Genomic DNA, 15,165 nt, shown 5'->3' with positions numbered 1-15,165 from the left:
CGTTCTCCTAGGAGTCGCTCGTCGCGCCGGAGCGGCTGCGGGCGACGATCGACGAAGCGGCGAAGTTGACGACGAGGGTCATCAGGAACAGCGCGAGGCCGGCGGCCATCAGCGCCGACATGCTGAAGCTGGACGCCTCGGCGTAGCGCAGGGCGATCAGCGAGGCGACCGAGCTGGTGCCGTTCTGCAGGATGTGCGGCTGGATCACGAACACCGGCGAGATGATCAGGTAGACGGCGATGGTCTCGCCGAGCGCCCGGCCCAGGCCCAGCATGGTGCCGCCGATCATGCCGCCCTTGCCGAAGGGCAGGACCACGCTGCGGATCATGCCCCAGCGGTTGGCACCGAGCGCGAAGGCGCCCTCCCGCTCGCCGACCGGCGCCTGCGAGAAGACCTCCCGCACCACCGAGCAGATGATCGGCGCCACCATCAGGGAGACGACCATGCCGGCGATGAAGGTGGAGGAGGTGAAGACCGTCGCGGTGGCGAGCGGGTCGTTCGGGTCGGTGCCGTCGACCTTGAACAGGGGGATCCAGCCGAGGTAGGTGGAGAGCCAGCGCGAGAGGGTGACCACGTGCCCCTGGAAGAAGAACAGGCCCCACAGGCCGTAGACCACGGACGGCACGGCGGCCATCAGGTCGACGATGCTGATCAGGGTCTGGCGGATCCGGGCCGGCGCGTACTCGGAGATGTACAGCGCCGTGCCGATCGCCATCGGTACCGCGAACACGATGGCGACCATGGCGATCAGGATGGTGCCGATGAGCACCGCGGCGATGCCGAAGTTCCCGGCCTCGGGCTCCCATTCCTCGGTCGTGACGAAGCCCCACTTGGCGACCGACAGCGCCTGCCAGGCCCGGTACGTCAGGAAGCCGCCGACGAGCAGCATGATCGCGAGCACCAGGCCGCCGCCGCCCCGCAGCACGCCCCGGAACACCCGGTCCGGCACTCCTTGGTCCGGATACAGGCGTCTGGGAGGGTCGCCCGCCGGGACCGCGGCTCGCTCAAACATTCGCGTCGTCACATGGGACGACGTTCGTGAGGCGCGGTGGACACGCGCAGACCTGAAAGTGAACTACGCCACCCCGCGGGGCAACTTTCGATATTGACGTGAACGCGGCGAAAATAAGGGGCAAGGGACCGGACCCCTCCGGGACGCCGACCCCTTGCCCCTCTCAACTCATCGCATGGTTGACAACGTTGACATCGCCGACTTCTTCGGCCCGGTCCGGCTCAGCCGCCGTCGCCCCAGGGGATCACCCCACCCGAGCCGAGATCGGCCAGCAGCGCCCGGAACCGGTCGTACGCGGCCTGGCAGGTCGAGTGCCGTTCATACGCGCGCGAGGACACGGCCACCGCGCCTCCACCCGGATCACGCAGCCGCCAGACCCAGCCGCTGCCCTCCGAGGTGTGGTGCACGGCTCCGGTTAACTCCCCCACATCGCCGCACATCCGCTCGAACGCACCGCGGCACTCGCCGTAGTCCCGGTACTTCCGCGCCGCGACGGCGATCACCCGGCCGTTCGTGGCGGTGAGCCGCCACGAATATGTGCCGTCTGCACCTATGTCTATCTGACAGCGCGTCCCAGGCACGGCCGCGCCCCCCATCATTTTTGCCGCCATCCATCCCCACTCCTGTTTCCCCAGATCAGGAAGCCGCACGAGTCGGCACTGGTTCGCCGGTCACGCGGCACACGCAGGTTAGTGAGAGCGGAGATACAGGAGATCAATGGCTTCGGCAGTTTTCACTCGAAAGTTGTCCCTCGTTCACGCACCGATCGACAGAAACCGACAGGAGTCGGCGGATACCCAACTGCCTTGAAATCCACCGGAGTTGGATCATCCGGAAGGCCGGCACGCGCAGGTGGGCGCCAGCTCCGCCGAAGTTCGATCCGAATTTCCCCTTCGGCCTACCGTGAAATCTTCGCACCCGATATCCGCCGAAATTCACCGAGTACGCTGCACCCGTCATTTCGGGCCCATTCACTCTGGGGAATTCGCATGCGCATTTACTCCGCCGTCGCCGCCGTGTGCGGCGTCGTGGCCCTGTCCGCCCTCACCGTCCCGGCCGCGCACGCGGACGAGCAGTTCGGCGACACCGACATCACGGGCGTGGTCGTCAACGACGGCCGGCCCGTCGTCGTCGGCACGGGCGCGAGAACCGTCACCGTAGAGGTCACCGCGACCGACCCGACCGGCCTCGACCGGATCAACGCCACCCTCTACCACGGCTCCTACCTGACCCCGGACGCCACCGTCGCCTCGACGGGTGCCTGTGCCGCGACCACCGACGCCACCACCACCTGCACCCTGACCTTCACCCTCACCCCCGGCACCGCCCCGGCCACCGACGCACAGGCCGGCACCTGGAGTGTCAGCGCCTACGCCATCGCCGCCGACGGCGACGCCGAGTTCCTCGACAGCGCGGCGGACTTCAGCGTGCTGCGCGACAGCGGCGTTTCGGTGAGCGCCCCCAAGCGGGTGAAGTGGGGCCGTACGGTCACCGTCGCCGGCGGTGTGACGAACACCGGCTGGGCGACCGGCGCCTCCGTGCCCGGCGCGGCCGGACAGTCCGTCGAACTCCAGTTCCGCCCGAAGGGCAGCAGCACGTTCTGCACCCTGAAGACCGTCCGGACCGCGGCCGACGGCACCCTCTCCACCGGCGTACGCGCGTACGGCGACGGCTACTACCGCTGGTCCTACGCCGGCTCGGCGACCACGGCGGCGGCACTCTCCCCGGGCGCCTTCGTGGACGTCGTGGGCTGACCCGTACCATCCGGCGCCGGGCCGACCGTGGCCCGGCGCCGGTCAGAGCAGCAGGAACACCGCCGTCACCCCGAACACCGCGATCGCCACCCCCGACGGCCAGAGCGCGCTCCCCCGCTGCCGCACGTCACTCACACCCACCGGCCGCAGTTCGGGGTCCCGCCACATCGCGGTGATCTCGGCGGCCGTCCGCTCGTAGGGATGCAGCACACCGAGCCTCCGCTCCAGCCACGGCCAGCGGAACGCGTCCACCGACCACTCGCCGAAGGACTCCGGCGTACCGACGATCCGCAGCCCCACCCCCCGGCACCGCACCGCCCGGACGTCGTCCCAGGCCAGCTGCCGCACCCCCCGGAAGCCGTTGAACCACAGCCCCTCCCGGTCGGCGGTGACCCGCCAGGCGAGCAGCCGCGGCAGCACCCGCGCGGCCAGCAGGACCAGCCCAAGACCCCAGACGTACCGCCACCACCCGAACGTGCCCGTGAACCAGACCCCGTACAGCACCACCACCGTGACGGAGATCCAGTCGGCCCACCCGGCCCGCCACCGCCGTACCTTCACCACCGCCCCCGCCCCCTCCGCGGCGATCCGCTCGGCGACGCCCCTCCGCCGCGCCTCGTACACGACCTCCTGGGCGGCCCTGCCCCGCTCGCGCCGGTCTCTGAGCCACACGGTCCCCGCCGACACGGGCCGCACCGGCCCCGTCCCGACCTCTACGACCGGCGCCTCACCGACCTTCGCGGCGGCGGCGAGAAGCACGACCTCGGCCCCGTCACTGGGCACCCCGTACAGAACCGCCTCGCGCAGCGGCCCGACCCGCTCGTCGTCGAACAGTTCCGGAAGCTCCTCCTCCTCGTCACCGTCCTCCTCCTGATCCCCCGCTTCACGGGTTGCCACCGTGAACAGGGGCCGCAGCGCGCCGGTGTCATCGGCCGCGAACACCTCGGGGTCTCCGGCCTCGCCGTCCCGCACCAGAACCCGCAGCACGGGAACGGGCCCCGCGCGCAGCCCGACGGCCCGCCGCCGGGCCAGCGCCCCGGAGAGCGCCAGGGTGAGCCCGAGCCCGGCCAGCGCCCAGCCGGCCGCCGGCGCACCCTGCCGGTCGTCGGCGGCGGGCCAGAGGCCTGCCGTGGCGTACAGCACGCCCCCGGCGACGACGGTGACCACACCGAACCCGAAGAGAAAGCCACCCCGTTCCGGCCGCCCGCCCACCGCCTCCGGCAGCACGGCTGTGACACCTCCGGCCGCTTCCAGAGCCACCGCCCGCTGCGAGCGCCGAGCCGCCAGCCGCAGCGCCGCAGCCGTCCCGACGACGACCAGCGCGCCCACGATCACCCCCCGCACGATCCACGGCCAGTCCCCGAGGGCGACAACCACCACAGCACCGACGGGCGCGAACACCAGCGCCGCCTCAGGCCGGTACACCACCCATACCACCTGCAGAAACACCACAGCGGCAGCCCAGCCCGGCAGCTGCCCGAACTCTCCCAAGGTCGCCGCCCCGCTCACCGCGCCCATCGGCAGCACCACCGCGAGGGACATCCGCGCCCGCAGCGGCACCCACCGCGCCGGAAGCTCCCGCACCCAGCGTTCCGCCCCCACCCGGTCCCAGTCCGGACACCCGCCGGGCACCAGGCCTCTCGGCAGCCGCAGCACCTCGTCAGCATGCGTACTCATTCGTTCCCCCGACGATCAGGGCGCCCGAAACAACCGTCATGGCAGGCGCACGCCCCGATGATGACGAACGAGCCTGTGACCGAACAGAGCCCTCCGATCACGACCGCGCAAAACCCGGCCTCACCCCACAGCCAGCAGAATCCCCAGCACCACGGCCCCAGCGAGCGCCGGCCCCAGGATCTCCCAGGCCCATCGCACACTCACCTCTCCCTGCGCGCTCTCCGCCTTCTCCCGGGACTCCCACAGTTCGCGCAGGTCGTCCATGGCCCGGTCGCCCCCGGATCGCACGGGCCCCTCCGACACCGGCCCGGACGAGCCGCCGAGGCCACCGAAGCCGCCGAGGCCGCGAGCGGTCAGCCCGCCACGGCCGCCGCGGCCCGCGTGATCGCTCCGCCCCTCCCGCTCCGCCGCCCGCGCGGCCGTCGCGCGGGCCTCCTGGCGGGCCGCCGACTTGCGCTGCCGCAGCGAGACGGGGATCGCCCACAGCTGGTACTTCGCCCCGGACCGGGTGAGCACCTCGTTGGAGTAGCCCGACCGCAGCGCGGCGACCTGCCCCCAGGGCAGCGCGACCACCCGGAAGGGGTTGCGCACCCGCAGCCGGTCCTGGCCGGCGTACACGGCGGGCCGCAGCGTGAAGGCGACGGTCAGCGGCACCACCAGGATCAGCGCGGCGAGCGCAAGCCACGGCGTACGCCCCTCGCCGGCGAGGATCGCGTCGACGCAGAGCCAGCCGACGAGCCCCAGCAGCAGCGCCCCGCTGCCGATGCCCGCGTGCGACCGGAAGACCCGGTCGGTGTGTTCGGCACCGCCGACGGGGGGCTGCGGCTCGGGCGGCTGCTCTTCCGGGGTCGTCATGGCCCCGATTCTGCCCGACGGTCTCCCGACCCCCGACGAGTCCTCCGGGGTATACATCCGCTACGCGCGTAGATATGCTCGTCTGGTGACCATGCCCACCACTGCACCCACAGCACACGCTCTCGGTGACGTCACCGCGTCCGACAGCACGCTGCGCCGTTTCCTCCACGGGCTGCCCGGCGTCGACGCGGTCGGCCTGGAGGCGCGCGCCGCGTCCCTCGGCACCCGTTCCATCAAGACCACCGCGAAGGCGTACGCCATCGACCTCGCCATCTCGATGGTCGACCTGACGACGCTGGAAGGCGCGGACACCCCGGGCAAGGTCCGGGCGCTCGGCGCCAAGGCGGTCCGCCCCGACCCGACCGACCGGACCACGCCCGCCACCGCCGCGGTCTGCGTCTACCCCGACATGGTGGCCGTCGCGAAGCAGGCCGTGGCCGGCTCCGGCGTGAAGGTCGCCTCCGTCGCCACCGCCTTCCCGGCCGGCCGCGCGGCCCTGCCGGTGAAGCTGGCGGACGTGCGCGACGCGGTCGCCGCCGGCGCCGACGAGATCGACATGGTCATCGACCGCGGCGCGTTCCTCGCGGGCCACTACCTCAAGGTGTACGACGAGATCGTCGCCGTGCGCGAGTCCGTCGGCACGTCGGCCCGCCTGAAGGTCATCTTCGAGACGGGCGAGCTGTCGACGTACGACAACATCCGCCGGGCGAGCTGGCTCGGCATGCTGGCCGGGGCGGACTTCATCAAGACGTCCACCGGCAAGGTCGCCGTGAACGCGACCCCCGCGAACACGCTCCTCATGCTGGAGGCGGTGCGCGACTTCCGTGCGCAGACCGGCGTCCAGGTGGGCGTGAAGCCGGCCGGCGGCATCCGCACGTCCAAGGACGCGATCAAGTTCCTCGTCCTGGTCAACGAGACCGCCGGCGAGGACTGGCTGGACAACCACTGGTTCCGCTTCGGCGCCTCCTCGCTCCTCAACGACCTGCTGATGCAGCGTCAGAAGCTGGCCACCGGCCGCTACTCCGGCCCCGACTACGTGACGGTGGACTGAGACCCCATGACTATGGAAAAGCAGACATCGGTGTTCGAATACGCGCCGGCGCCCGAGTCCCGCTCGGTCGTCGACATCGCCCCCTCCTACGGCCTCTTCATCGACGGCGAGTTCGTCGAGGCGGCCGACGGCAAGGTCTTCAAGACGGTCAGCCCCAGCACGGAGGAGGTGCTGTCGGAGGTCGCCCAGGCCGGCGCGGAGGACGTCGACCGCGCGGTGAAGGCCGCCCGCAGGGCCTTCGAGAAGTGGTCGGCACTGCCCGGCGCCGAGCGCGCGAAGTACCTGTTCCGCATCGCCCGGATCATCCAGGAGCGCAGCCGCGAGCTCGCCGTCCTGGAGACCCTGGACAACGGCAAGCCCATCAAGGAGACCCGCGACGCCGACCTCCCCCTGGTCGCCGCGCACTTCTTCTACTACGCGGGCTGGGCGGACAAGCTCGACCACGCGGGCTTCGGCGCGAACCCGCAGGCGCTGGGCGTGGCCGGCCAGGTCATCCCCTGGAACTTCCCCCTTCTGATGCTGGCCTGGAAGATCGCCCCGGCCCTGGCGACCGGCAACACGGTCGTCCTCAAGCCCGCCGAGACGACCCCCCTCTCCGCGCTCTTCTTCGCGGACGTCTGCCGCCAGGCGGGCCTCCCCAAGGGCGTCGTCAACATCCTGCCGGGCTACGGCGACACGGGCTCCGCGCTCGTCGCGCACCCGGACGTGAACAAGGTGGCCTTCACCGGCTCCACGGCCGTCGGCAAGGAGATCGCGAAGACGGTCGCGGGCACCCGCAAGAAGCTCACCCTCGAACTGGGCGGCAAGGGTGCCAACATCGTCTTCGACGACGCCCCGATCGACCAGGCCGTCGAGGGCATCGTGAACGGCATCTTCTTCAACCAGGGGCAGGTCTGCTGCGCCGGCTCCCGCCTGCTGGTCCAGGAGTCGATCCAGGACGAGCTCCTGGAGTCCCTGAAGCGCAGGCTCTCCACCCTCCGCCTCGGCGACCCCCTGGACAAGAACACGGACATCGGCGCGATCAACTCCGAGGAGCAGCTCACCCGGATCACCTCGCTGGTCGAGCGGGGCGAGGCGGAGGGCGCCGAACGCTGGTCCCCGGCCTGCGAACTCCCGTCCGCCGGCTACTGGTTCGCCCCGACGCTCTTCACGAACGTCACCCAGGCGCACACCGTCGCCCGCGACGAGATCTTCGGCCCGGTGCTGTCCGTCCTCACCTTCCGCACCCCGGACGAGGCGGTCGCCAAGGCGAACAACACCCCGTACGGCCTGTCGGCGGGCATCTGGACCGAGAAGGGTTCCCGCATCCTCGCGGTCGCGAACAAACTGCGCGCGGGCGTCGTGTGGTCCAACACGTTCAACAAATTCGACCCGACCTCGCCCTTCGGCGGCTACAAGGAGTCGGGCTTCGGCCGCGAGGGCGGCCGCCACGGCCTGGAGGCGTACCTCGCCCCGTCGAGCCCGGAGGGCGAGCGATGAAAGAAAATACAGTTGATCGCCTGACTGTCTTCAAGACCTACAAGCTGTACGTCGGCGGGAAGTTCCCGCGTTCCGAGAGCGGCCGGGTGTACGAGGTGACCGACTCCAAGGGCAAGTGGCTGGCGAACGCGCCGCAGTCGTCCCGCAAGGACGCCCGTGACGCGGTCGTGGCCGCCCGCAAGGCGTTCGGCGGCTGGTCGGGCGCCACGGCGTACAACCGCGGCCAGGTGTTGTACCGCGTCGCGGAGATGCTGGAGGGCCGCCGGGAGCAGTTCACCCGTGAGGTGGCCGACGCGGAGGGCCTGTCGAAGTCCAAGGCGGCGGTGGTCGTGGACGCGACGATCGACCGCTGGGTCTGGTACGCGGGCTGGACCGACAAGATCGCCCAGGTGGTCGGCGGCGGCAACCCGGTCGCGGGCCCCTACTTCAACCTCTCCTCCCCCGAGCCCACGGGCGTGGTGGCCGTCCTGGCCCCCCAGGAGTCATCGTTCCTGGGCCTGGTGAGCGTCCTCGCCCCGGTGATCGCGACGGGCAACACGGCGATCGTGATCGCCAGTGAGAAGTCCCCCCTCCCGGCGCTGTCGTTGGCCGAGGTTCTCGCGACGTCCGACGTCCCCGGCGGTGTCGTCAACGTCCTCTCCGGCCGTACGGCGGAGATCGCGGCGCCCCTGGCCGCGCACCAGGACGTCAACGCGATCGACCTCGCGGGCGCGGACGAGGTCCTCGCGAAGGAACTCGAAATCGCGGCGGCCGACAACCTCAAGCGCGTCCTCCGTCCACAGCCTGTGGACGACTGGTCGGCAACGCCGGGCACGGACCGCATGACGGCCTTCCTGGAAACCAAGACGGTCTGGCACCCGACAGGCGCCCTGGGCGCATCGGGCTCTTCGTACTGAGTCGCACCAAAGCGCCCGGCAGGGGCGCGGGGAACTGCGCGCTCAGCCACGACGGACCCGCAGTTCCCCACTGACGTCAGCCCCCCAAGACCTCCCCCACCACCGGAACCGCCCCGATCGACTGCGCCTGGGCCACCGGCCCCGTCAGCATCTGCGAGGTCAGCGGCTTGAAGTCGGCGAGCTGGGTGCCGATCCCGTTGTCCAGAGGATCGACACCCGTGCCCGCGAGAGGGTTGGGCTTGAGGTGGGAGAGCGCGCCGGTGACATACGGCAGGACGCCGAGCGCCCCCTGCACGCCCGCCTGCGGGTCGACGTGGCCGATCGAGGTGGGGCGGGTGCGCATCACGTCGACGACCGGCTCGGCGGTCGCCGCGCCGGCGGCCGAGGCGCCCGCGCCCAGCGCCACTCCGGCGGTCGCGAGGGCGGCGAGCGCGCGCCGGCCGGTGGAGGTCTGAGGGGATGCGTGTCGGGCCATCACTGGTGCCACCTTCTGCCGCTCAAGGTAATCGTGTCGACACGAAGGGTAGTTGAGGTGTGACGCACGCTTCAAAGCCGACCCGCAGGGTCGTACACGGCCCGATGGATGCCTCACACTGGTGTCCCGTGACCTCCCATCCGGCCATACCCACGCGAGTCGTGCTGCTCTGCGGCCCTTCCGGCTCCGGCAAGTCCCTTCTCGCCGCCCGCTCCGGCCTGCCGGTACTGCGGCTCGACGACTTCTACAAGGAGGGCGACGACCCCACCCTGCCGCTGGTCGCCGGGAGCGCCGACATCGACTGGGACCACCCCGGCTCGTGGGACGCGGACGCGGCCGTCGCCGCCATCGAGGAACTGTGCGCGTCGGGTCGTACGAATGTGCCCGTGTACGACATCTCGCTCAGCGCCCGCACCGGCGTGGAGCCGGTCGAGGTCGGGCGGACCCCGCTGTTCATCGCGGAGGGCATCTTCGCCGCGGAGATCGTCGAGCGCTGCCGTGAGCGCGGTGTGCTGGCCGACGCGCTGTGTCTGAGCCGGGGCCCGGTGAAGACGTTCCGCCGCCGCTTCCTGCGCGATCTGCGCGAGGGCCGCAAGTCGGTGCCCTTCCTGCTGCGCCGCGGCTGGCGCCTGATGCGCGCCGAACGCTCCATCGTGACGCGCCAGACCGCACTGGGCGCGTACGCCTGCGACCGCGACGAGGCGATGGGCCGGCTGGCGGCCGCGGCGGCCGGTCGCCGCGCACCGACGGCGCGTACGACGGCGTAGACGCCGGGGTTGACGCCGGGGTTGACGAGGCGCGCGCACAAAAGCGGGGCTGGATGGACCCCCCGGCCCTCCAGCCCCGCTTCCCCCGTGCCCCCTCTTTTCCCCCGTGCTTCCCCCACTGCGGCACCGCTCCCCGAACGTCCCCCGTTGGGCCCCCCGGTGCCACTCCCCCGTGCTTCCCCCGATTCCCCCGTGCTTCCCCCGTGTTTCCCCCGTCACCCTCGGGTGACGTCACCTTCAGGCGACAAGCTCCCCGAAGGCGCTCTCCTCGTCACGGCCGAAGCTGAGGACCTCGTCCTCGCGCAGCCGGCGGAGCGACCGCCAGATGCTGGACTTCACCGTGCCGACACTGATGCCGAGGATCTCCGCGATCTCCGGGTCGGTGCGGCCCTCGTAGTAGCGCAGGACCAGCATCGTCCGCTGGAGTTCGGGCAGCCGGGCCAGCGCCTGCCACAGGACCGCGCGCAGCTCGGTGCCCCGCATCGCGTCCGTGTCGCCGGGCGTCTCCGGCAGTTCCTCGGTCGGGTACTCGTTCAGCTTGCGGCGGCGCCACGCGCTGATGTGCAGGTTGGTCATCGTCCGGCGGAGGTATCCGCCGACCGCGGCCTTGTCGCTGATCCGGTCCCAGGCCCGGTAGGTCGAGAACAGCGCGCTCTGGAGCAGGTCCTCGGCCTCGAAGCGGTCACCGGTCAGGTGGTAGGCGGTGGCGTACAGGGAGGCGCGGCGCTCCTGGACGTAGGCGGTGAACTCCGCCTCGCTCAGCGAGCGACGCTCCCCCGTGTCCTCCCCGTACGCGGCTCCCCCGTGAGCCGCCTGTTCCCCCGTGTCGACCACCGTCATGTACCCGGTGTGCTGTCGCCCGGTGCCGCGTGCGCACCCCCGCCCGCTCACGGCACCGGACTTCTCGGAACCCCGGTTCACGTCGTGCAGGCGCGTGATCACTGCGCTGGTGCTCATACCGTGCAGCTTGTTCATCTCGCGCCCCCCGTCGTGGACTTCCGGTGTTCGGCTTGCTCAGGCGGTGCTTCCTTGCCTGTGCCCAAAAGCTTGCCGGGGCCACTTCATGGCGGTGTCCGCCGTCTGTCACAGACCTGTCACAGGGGTCCGTCACGGCGACACCACAGACCCTTCACAGCCGTCAGCAGTACGGCAGTTGAACGGCTCGTCCGGACACCCGGGAAGGCGCCTCGGCAAGATCGACATCCGGCACCGGGGCATCGTCCCCGCCCACAGGTCGAACGACAGGGCACTCATGGGCCAGAATGAGCCCGTGCCTTCCCTGTTGCTGATCGAGGACGACGACGCCATCCGTACGGCCCTGGAGCTCTCACTGACGCGCCAGGGGCACCGTGTGGCGACCGCTGCGAGCGGTGAGGACGGTCTGAAGCTGTTGCGCGAGCAGCGGCCGGATCTGATCGTTCTGGACGTGATGCTGCCCGGCATCGACGGTTTCGAGGTGTGCCGGCGGATCCGGCGCACCGACCAGCTGCCGATCATTCTGCTGACCGCGCGCAGTGATGACATCGATGTTGTCGTCGGGCTGGAGTCCGGCGCCGACGACTATGTCGTCAAACCCGTGCAGGGCCGGGTGCTGGACGCCCGGATCCGGGCCGTGCTGCGGCGCGGGGAGCGCGAGTCGACCGACGCGGCGACCTTCGGCAGCCTGGTCATCGACCGCGCGGCGATGACGGTGACGAAGAACGGCGAGGATCTGCAGCTCACGCCGACCGAGCTGCGGCTGCTCCTCGAGCTCAGCCGACGCCCCGGGCAGGCTCTGTCCCGGCAGCAGCTGCTGCGCCTGGTGTGGGAGCACGACTACCTCGGTGACTCCCGTCTTGTGGACGCCTGTGTCCAGCGGCTGCGCGCCAAGGTCGAGGACGTCCCGTCCTCCCCGACGCTGATCCGTACCGTCCGCGGCGTCGGCTACCGCCTGGACGTCCCTCAGTGACACAGCGGCAAGGGGGGTCCCGCGGCTGGGCGGCGGTACGCAAGGGGAGACTCTCCCGGCTGCGGTTCACCAGCCTGCGGCTGCGGCTCGTCGTCGTCTTCGGGGCGGTGGCGCTGACCGCCGCCGTGTCCGCGTCCGGCATCGCGTACTGGCTCAACCGGGAGGCCGTGCTCACCCGGACCCAGGGCGCCGTGCTGCGGGACTTCGAGCAGGAGATGCAGAACCGGGCGGGCTCGCTGCCCGGGCACCCCTCGCAGGACGAGTTGCAGCACACCGCCGGACAGATGGCCAACAGCAGCCAGCGCTTCAGTGTGCTGCTGGTGGGCGAGGACGCGAACGGCAGGACCCTGTACGGCAACTCCGACGGCCTGAACGGCTTCTCGCTGGACGACGTGCCCAAGTCGCTGCGTACGGCGGTGAACAAGAAGCAGGACGTCAGCGGCGGCAACAAATCGCCGTACCACGTGTACTGGCAGCGCGTCGTCGACCACGGGACGCCGTATCTGGTGGCCGGGACGAAGGTGATCGGCGGCGGGCCCACCGGGTACATGCGCAAGTCGCTGGAGCCGGAGGCGAAGGATCTCAACTCCCTCGGCTGGTCGCTGGGGATCGCCACCGGGCTCGCGCTGATCGGCGCCGCGCTGCTCGCGCAGGCCGCCGCCACGACCGTACTGAAGCCGGTGCAGCGGCTCGGTGTCGCCGCGCGGCGGCTCGGCGAGGGACGGCTCGACACCCGGCTGCGGGTGTCGGGGACCGACGAACTCGCCGATCTGTCACGGACGTTCAACCGGGCCGCCGAGGCGCTGGAGAAGCGGGTCGCCGACATGGCGGCGCGGGACGACGCGTCGCGGCGGTTCGTCGCCGACATGTCGCACGAGCTGCGCACGCCGCTGACCGCCATCACCACCGTCGCGGAGGTGCTGGAGGAGGAGCTGGACGCGGAGTCGGGCAGCATCGCCCCGATGATCGAGCCCGCCGTACGGCTGGTGGTCAGCGAGACCCGGCGGCTGGGCGACCTCGTCGAGAACCTCATGGAGGTCACCCGCTTCGACGCCGGTACGGCGCGGCTGGTCCTCGACGACGTCGACGTCGCCGACCAGATCACCGCCTGCATCGACACCCGCGCGTGGCTGGACGCCGTGGACCTGGACGCCGAGCGCGGCATCCACGCCCAGCTCGACCCGCGCCGCCTGGACGTGATCCTCGCCAACCTCATCGGCAACGCGCTCAAGCACGGCGGCTCGCCGGTGCGGGTGTCGGTGCGCGAGTCGGCCGAGGAGGTCGTCATCGCCGTACGCGACCACGGGCCCGGCATCCCCGAGGAGGTGCTGCCGCACGTGTTCGACCGGTTCTACAAGGCGAGCGCCTCCCGGCCGCGCTCCGAGGGCAGCGGGCTCGGCCTGTCCATCGCGCTGGAGAACGCCCACATCCACGGCGGCGAGATCACCGCCGCCAACTCCCCCGAGGGCGGCGCGGCGTTCACGCTGCGGCTGCCCCGGGACGCCTCCGAGCTGGTGGAACAGGGCGAGAAGGCCGCGCAGTCCGTGTCGGACAAGGGGGACGCCCGATGAACGTACGCCGGCTGCTCGCCCTCCCTCTCCTCGCCGGACTGCTCACCGGCTGCGGGATCCGGGCCACCGAGGTGCCGACCGACTTCGGTGCCGCGCCGTCCCGGGCGCGCTGCACGCTCAGCGAGCCGGACGTGACGGCACAGGCGGCGCGCGCGGGTGTGCCGGTGCAGGTGTTCCTGCTGTGCGGTTCGTCGCTGGTCGCCGTCGACCGCGCGGTACGGGTCTCCGACGGCGCGGCGGACTCCGAGCGGCGCGTGCTGGTGGCGCAGGGCCTGCTCGACCAGCTCGCCTCGTCGCCGTCGCCGGCCGAGAAGGAGGCCGGGTACACGACCGACGTGCGCGGCGGGATGACGGTCCGCGGGCCGGGCCCCAGGGACCCCGACGACGCCCTGCGCCTGAGCACCGCGCCGCGGACCCTCACGTCCTACGCCCTCGCCCAGCTGGTGTGCACCTTCTCCGACTCCGCCGCCGCCGAGGGCGACGGCTCGGTAGTCCTCGGCGGCCCCGACACCACCCCCCTGCGCCGCTACGAGTGCACCGACGAGGTCCGCTCCCGCCCCGGCAGCACAGAACCCCCTTCCTCAGCAGTACCCCCCGTCAACTGACCCGCCCCCAGCCGACTCCCCCACCCCGACCGCCCGACGCAAGCCACGGGCAGCCGACCTGAGCTGCCACCGACTCACCTCGGCTCCGGGCGGGTGACCTGGGCTGCGGGCGGCGGAGCCCCGGTCCCCGGCGGCTGCTCTCCGCTCCGGGCGCCGTCGTGGGCCGGTGACCGCGCGGCGCCCTGGCATCGGCGGGCGGGTACGGCGGGCGGCGCGCGCCGGCGGCGCGCTGCGCCGTGGCGGTACGGCGTGGCGCGGTGTCCAGGGGCACCCGGTCATGGGTGGTGTGGCGGAGGACTCACCTGGGTTGGTTGGGGGGCCGTCGTCGCAGGTCATCGTTGGGCCTCAGGTGTCGGCCGGGGGGTGGGGCGGGGGTTTCGAGGGGGCGCTCGGTGGGAAGTCGGAACCGATCGTGCCGGGGGGTGCGTCTAGGGGGTCGTGCAGCGTCAAGGCTCCATCGGCGGCAGCGCCGCGTACCGCATCCGTGCGGCCGGGATCGTGTTCCTGGTCGCGCATCTCGTGTTCGTGGCCTGGTTCACGCTGCGCCCTCTGAACGTCCCCTGGGTGATGCCCGCCAATCTCCATCCGTTCGCCGGAATCCGCGCCGATCTGAAGCTGGGCTGGCCCGAGGCGGCCCGCCGGATCGGTGCGGGCCTGGGCCTGCTCGCCCCGCTGGGCGTCCTGCTGCCGCTCGCCCATGGCCGGCTCCGGGTCTCGCCGCTGGCCTCCCTGATCCGCACGGTCGCGGCGGGCTCGCTGCTGTCGCTGGCGATCGAGCTGTTGCAGACCGGGGTGCCCGGCCAGGTCGTGGACGTCGACTCCCTGCTGCTGAACACCCTGGGCGTGGCCCTCGCGCACACCGCGGTGGTGCCGGCGGCCCGCTGGTGGCTGCGCCGCAAGGACGAGCGCAGCGGGCGGGCGGCGGCCCGCCAGGAGGACGCCGCTCAGGGTCGGACCCCGAGGATTCCCAGGGTCGGGATCGCCCCGTAGAGCGACGCTTCGTCCCGTTCGTCTCCGTAGTGTTGACGGCAGATGGAGAGCGGTCGCAGGGACCGCCCTTCGAACCGACGCTCAC

Annotated in this window: 15 protein-coding genes; 9 read left to right on the top strand and 6 right to left on the bottom strand. The window is 71.6% G+C overall.

What is annotated here, in order from left to right:
- Positions 1-7: 7 nt before the first annotated feature.
- Entirely contained in the window at positions 8-937 is a 930-nt protein-coding gene (gene pstC / locus ACFPIH_RS09535) for a phosphate ABC transporter permease subunit PstC (protein ID WP_381165534.1), read from the bottom strand.
- A gap of 296 nt (positions 938-1,233) precedes the next feature.
- On the bottom strand, positions 1,234-1,515 hold the full coding sequence (locus ACFPIH_RS09530) for a hypothetical protein (protein WP_381165536.1): 282 nt from the start codon (positions 1,513-1,515) through the stop codon (positions 1,234-1,236).
- Between the two features lie 486 nt (positions 1,516-2,001).
- Between ACFPIH_RS09530 and ACFPIH_RS09525 the strand changes: the two genes are divergently transcribed.
- The gene (locus tag ACFPIH_RS09525) at positions 2,002-2,766 is read left to right on the top strand and encodes a calcium-binding protein (RefSeq protein WP_381165538.1); all 765 of its coding nucleotides are present in this window, start codon (positions 2,002-2,004) and stop codon (positions 2,764-2,766) included.
- A gap of 42 nt (positions 2,767-2,808) precedes the next feature.
- Here ACFPIH_RS09525 and ACFPIH_RS09520 read toward each other — a convergent pair whose 3' ends face one another.
- Positions 2,809-4,443 carry a hypothetical protein gene (locus ACFPIH_RS09520; RefSeq protein ID WP_381165540.1) on the bottom strand — a complete coding sequence of 545 codons (1,635 nt, stop codon included), beginning with the start codon at positions 4,441-4,443 and terminating at the stop codon, positions 2,809-2,811.
- A gap of 120 nt (positions 4,444-4,563) precedes the next feature.
- On the bottom strand, positions 4,564-5,298 hold the full coding sequence (locus tag ACFPIH_RS09515; RefSeq protein ID WP_381165542.1) for a PH domain-containing protein: 735 nt from the start codon (positions 5,296-5,298) through the stop codon (positions 4,564-4,566).
- 91 nt (positions 5,299-5,389) lie between these two features.
- Between ACFPIH_RS09515 and deoC the strand changes: the two genes are divergently transcribed.
- The 3 genes from deoC to ACFPIH_RS09500 are packed head-to-tail and all read left to right on the top strand — an operon-like array spanning position 5,390 to position 8,724.
- Complete coding sequence (gene deoC, locus ACFPIH_RS09510; protein WP_381165802.1) at positions 5,390-6,349, top strand: deoxyribose-phosphate aldolase; 960 nt, start codon at positions 5,390-5,392, stop codon at positions 6,347-6,349.
- Between the two features lie 12 nt (positions 6,350-6,361).
- Complete coding sequence (locus ACFPIH_RS09505) at positions 6,362-7,828, top strand: aldehyde dehydrogenase family protein (protein ID WP_381165804.1); 1,467 nt, start codon at positions 6,362-6,364, stop codon at positions 7,826-7,828.
- Positions 7,825-8,724 (top strand): aldehyde dehydrogenase family protein, encoded by a 900-nt coding sequence (locus ACFPIH_RS09500; RefSeq protein ID WP_381165544.1) that lies wholly within the window; start codon positions 7,825-7,827, stop codon positions 8,722-8,724. The genes ACFPIH_RS09505 and ACFPIH_RS09500 overlap by 4 nt, the downstream gene beginning before the upstream one ends.
- A 76-nt stretch (positions 8,725-8,800) precedes the next feature.
- On the opposite strand, the gene ACFPIH_RS09495 is transcribed toward ACFPIH_RS09500, so the two are convergent.
- The gene (locus ACFPIH_RS09495) at positions 8,801-9,199 is read right to left on the bottom strand and encodes a hypothetical protein (protein ID WP_381165546.1); all 399 of its coding nucleotides are present in this window, start codon (positions 9,197-9,199) and stop codon (positions 8,801-8,803) included.
- A 59-nt stretch (positions 9,200-9,258) separates the two neighbouring features.
- Between ACFPIH_RS09495 and ACFPIH_RS09490 the strand changes: the two genes are divergently transcribed.
- Positions 9,259-9,966, top strand: coding sequence for a uridine kinase family protein (locus ACFPIH_RS09490; protein WP_381165548.1), 708 nt, complete (start codon positions 9,259-9,261; stop codon positions 9,964-9,966).
- A gap of 237 nt (positions 9,967-10,203) precedes the next feature.
- On the opposite strand, the gene ACFPIH_RS09485 is transcribed toward ACFPIH_RS09490, so the two are convergent.
- Complete coding sequence (locus ACFPIH_RS09485; protein ID WP_381165550.1) at positions 10,204-10,941, bottom strand: SigE family RNA polymerase sigma factor; 738 nt, start codon at positions 10,939-10,941, stop codon at positions 10,204-10,206.
- A gap of 295 nt (positions 10,942-11,236) precedes the next feature.
- Here ACFPIH_RS09485 and afsQ1 point away from each other — a divergent pair, with 295 nt between their 5' ends.
- From afsQ1 to ACFPIH_RS09465, 4 genes are all read left to right on the top strand, one after another.
- Positions 11,237-11,914 (top strand): two-component system response regulator AfsQ1, encoded by a 678-nt coding sequence (afsQ1, locus tag ACFPIH_RS09480; RefSeq protein WP_381165552.1) that lies wholly within the window; start codon positions 11,237-11,239, stop codon positions 11,912-11,914.
- Positions 11,911-13,485 (top strand): ATP-binding protein, encoded by a 1,575-nt coding sequence (locus ACFPIH_RS09475; RefSeq protein WP_381165554.1) that lies wholly within the window; start codon positions 11,911-11,913, stop codon positions 13,483-13,485. The genes afsQ1 and ACFPIH_RS09475 overlap by 4 nt, the downstream gene beginning before the upstream one ends.
- Complete coding sequence (locus ACFPIH_RS09470; RefSeq protein ID WP_381165556.1) at positions 13,482-14,090, top strand: hypothetical protein; 609 nt, start codon at positions 13,482-13,484, stop codon at positions 14,088-14,090. Before ACFPIH_RS09475 ends, ACFPIH_RS09470 begins: the two co-directional genes overlap by 4 nt.
- A 438-nt stretch (positions 14,091-14,528) precedes the next feature.
- Positions 14,529-15,080, top strand: coding sequence for a VanZ family protein (locus tag ACFPIH_RS09465; RefSeq protein ID WP_381165558.1), 552 nt, complete (start codon positions 14,529-14,531; stop codon positions 15,078-15,080).
- The last annotated feature ends 85 nt before the right edge of the window (positions 15,081-15,165 follow it).

Origin of the sequence: Streptomyces vulcanius, from assembly GCF_042653945.1 — a bacterium.
In the GTDB taxonomy this organism is placed as follows: Bacteria; Actinomycetota; Actinomycetes; order Streptomycetales; family Streptomycetaceae; genus Streptomyces; species Streptomyces mangrovi.
Note: the sequence above shows the minus strand (reverse complement) of the source record. Positions and strands in the feature narration are given on the sequence as shown.

Excerpts from the sequence above, each read along its gene's own strand:
- ACFPIH_RS09525 (WP_381165538.1), top strand. The coding sequence starts at position 2,002 with ATGCGCATTTACTCCGCCGTCGCCGCCGTGTGCGGCGTCGTGGCCCTG.
- ACFPIH_RS09520 (WP_381165540.1), bottom strand. The coding sequence starts at position 4,443 with ATGAGTACGCATGCTGACGAGGTGCTGCGGCTGCCGAGAGGCCTGGTG.
- ACFPIH_RS09515 (WP_381165542.1), bottom strand. The coding sequence starts at position 5,298 with ATGACGACCCCGGAAGAGCAGCCGCCCGAGCCGCAGCCCCCCGTCGGC.
- deoC (WP_381165802.1), top strand. The coding sequence starts at position 5,390 with ATGCCCACCACTGCACCCACAGCACACGCTCTCGGTGACGTCACCGCG.
- ACFPIH_RS09505 (WP_381165804.1), top strand. The coding sequence starts at position 6,362 with ATGGAAAAGCAGACATCGGTGTTCGAATACGCGCCGGCGCCCGAGTCC.
- ACFPIH_RS09500 (WP_381165544.1), top strand. The coding sequence starts at position 7,825 with ATGAAAGAAAATACAGTTGATCGCCTGACTGTCTTCAAGACCTACAAG.
- ACFPIH_RS09495 (WP_381165546.1), bottom strand. The coding sequence starts at position 9,199 with ATGGCCCGACACGCATCCCCTCAGACCTCCACCGGCCGGCGCGCGCTC.
- ACFPIH_RS09485 (WP_381165550.1), bottom strand. The coding sequence starts at position 10,941 with ATGAACAAGCTGCACGGTATGAGCACCAGCGCAGTGATCACGCGCCTG.
- ACFPIH_RS09470 (WP_381165556.1), top strand. The coding sequence starts at position 13,482 with ATGAACGTACGCCGGCTGCTCGCCCTCCCTCTCCTCGCCGGACTGCTC.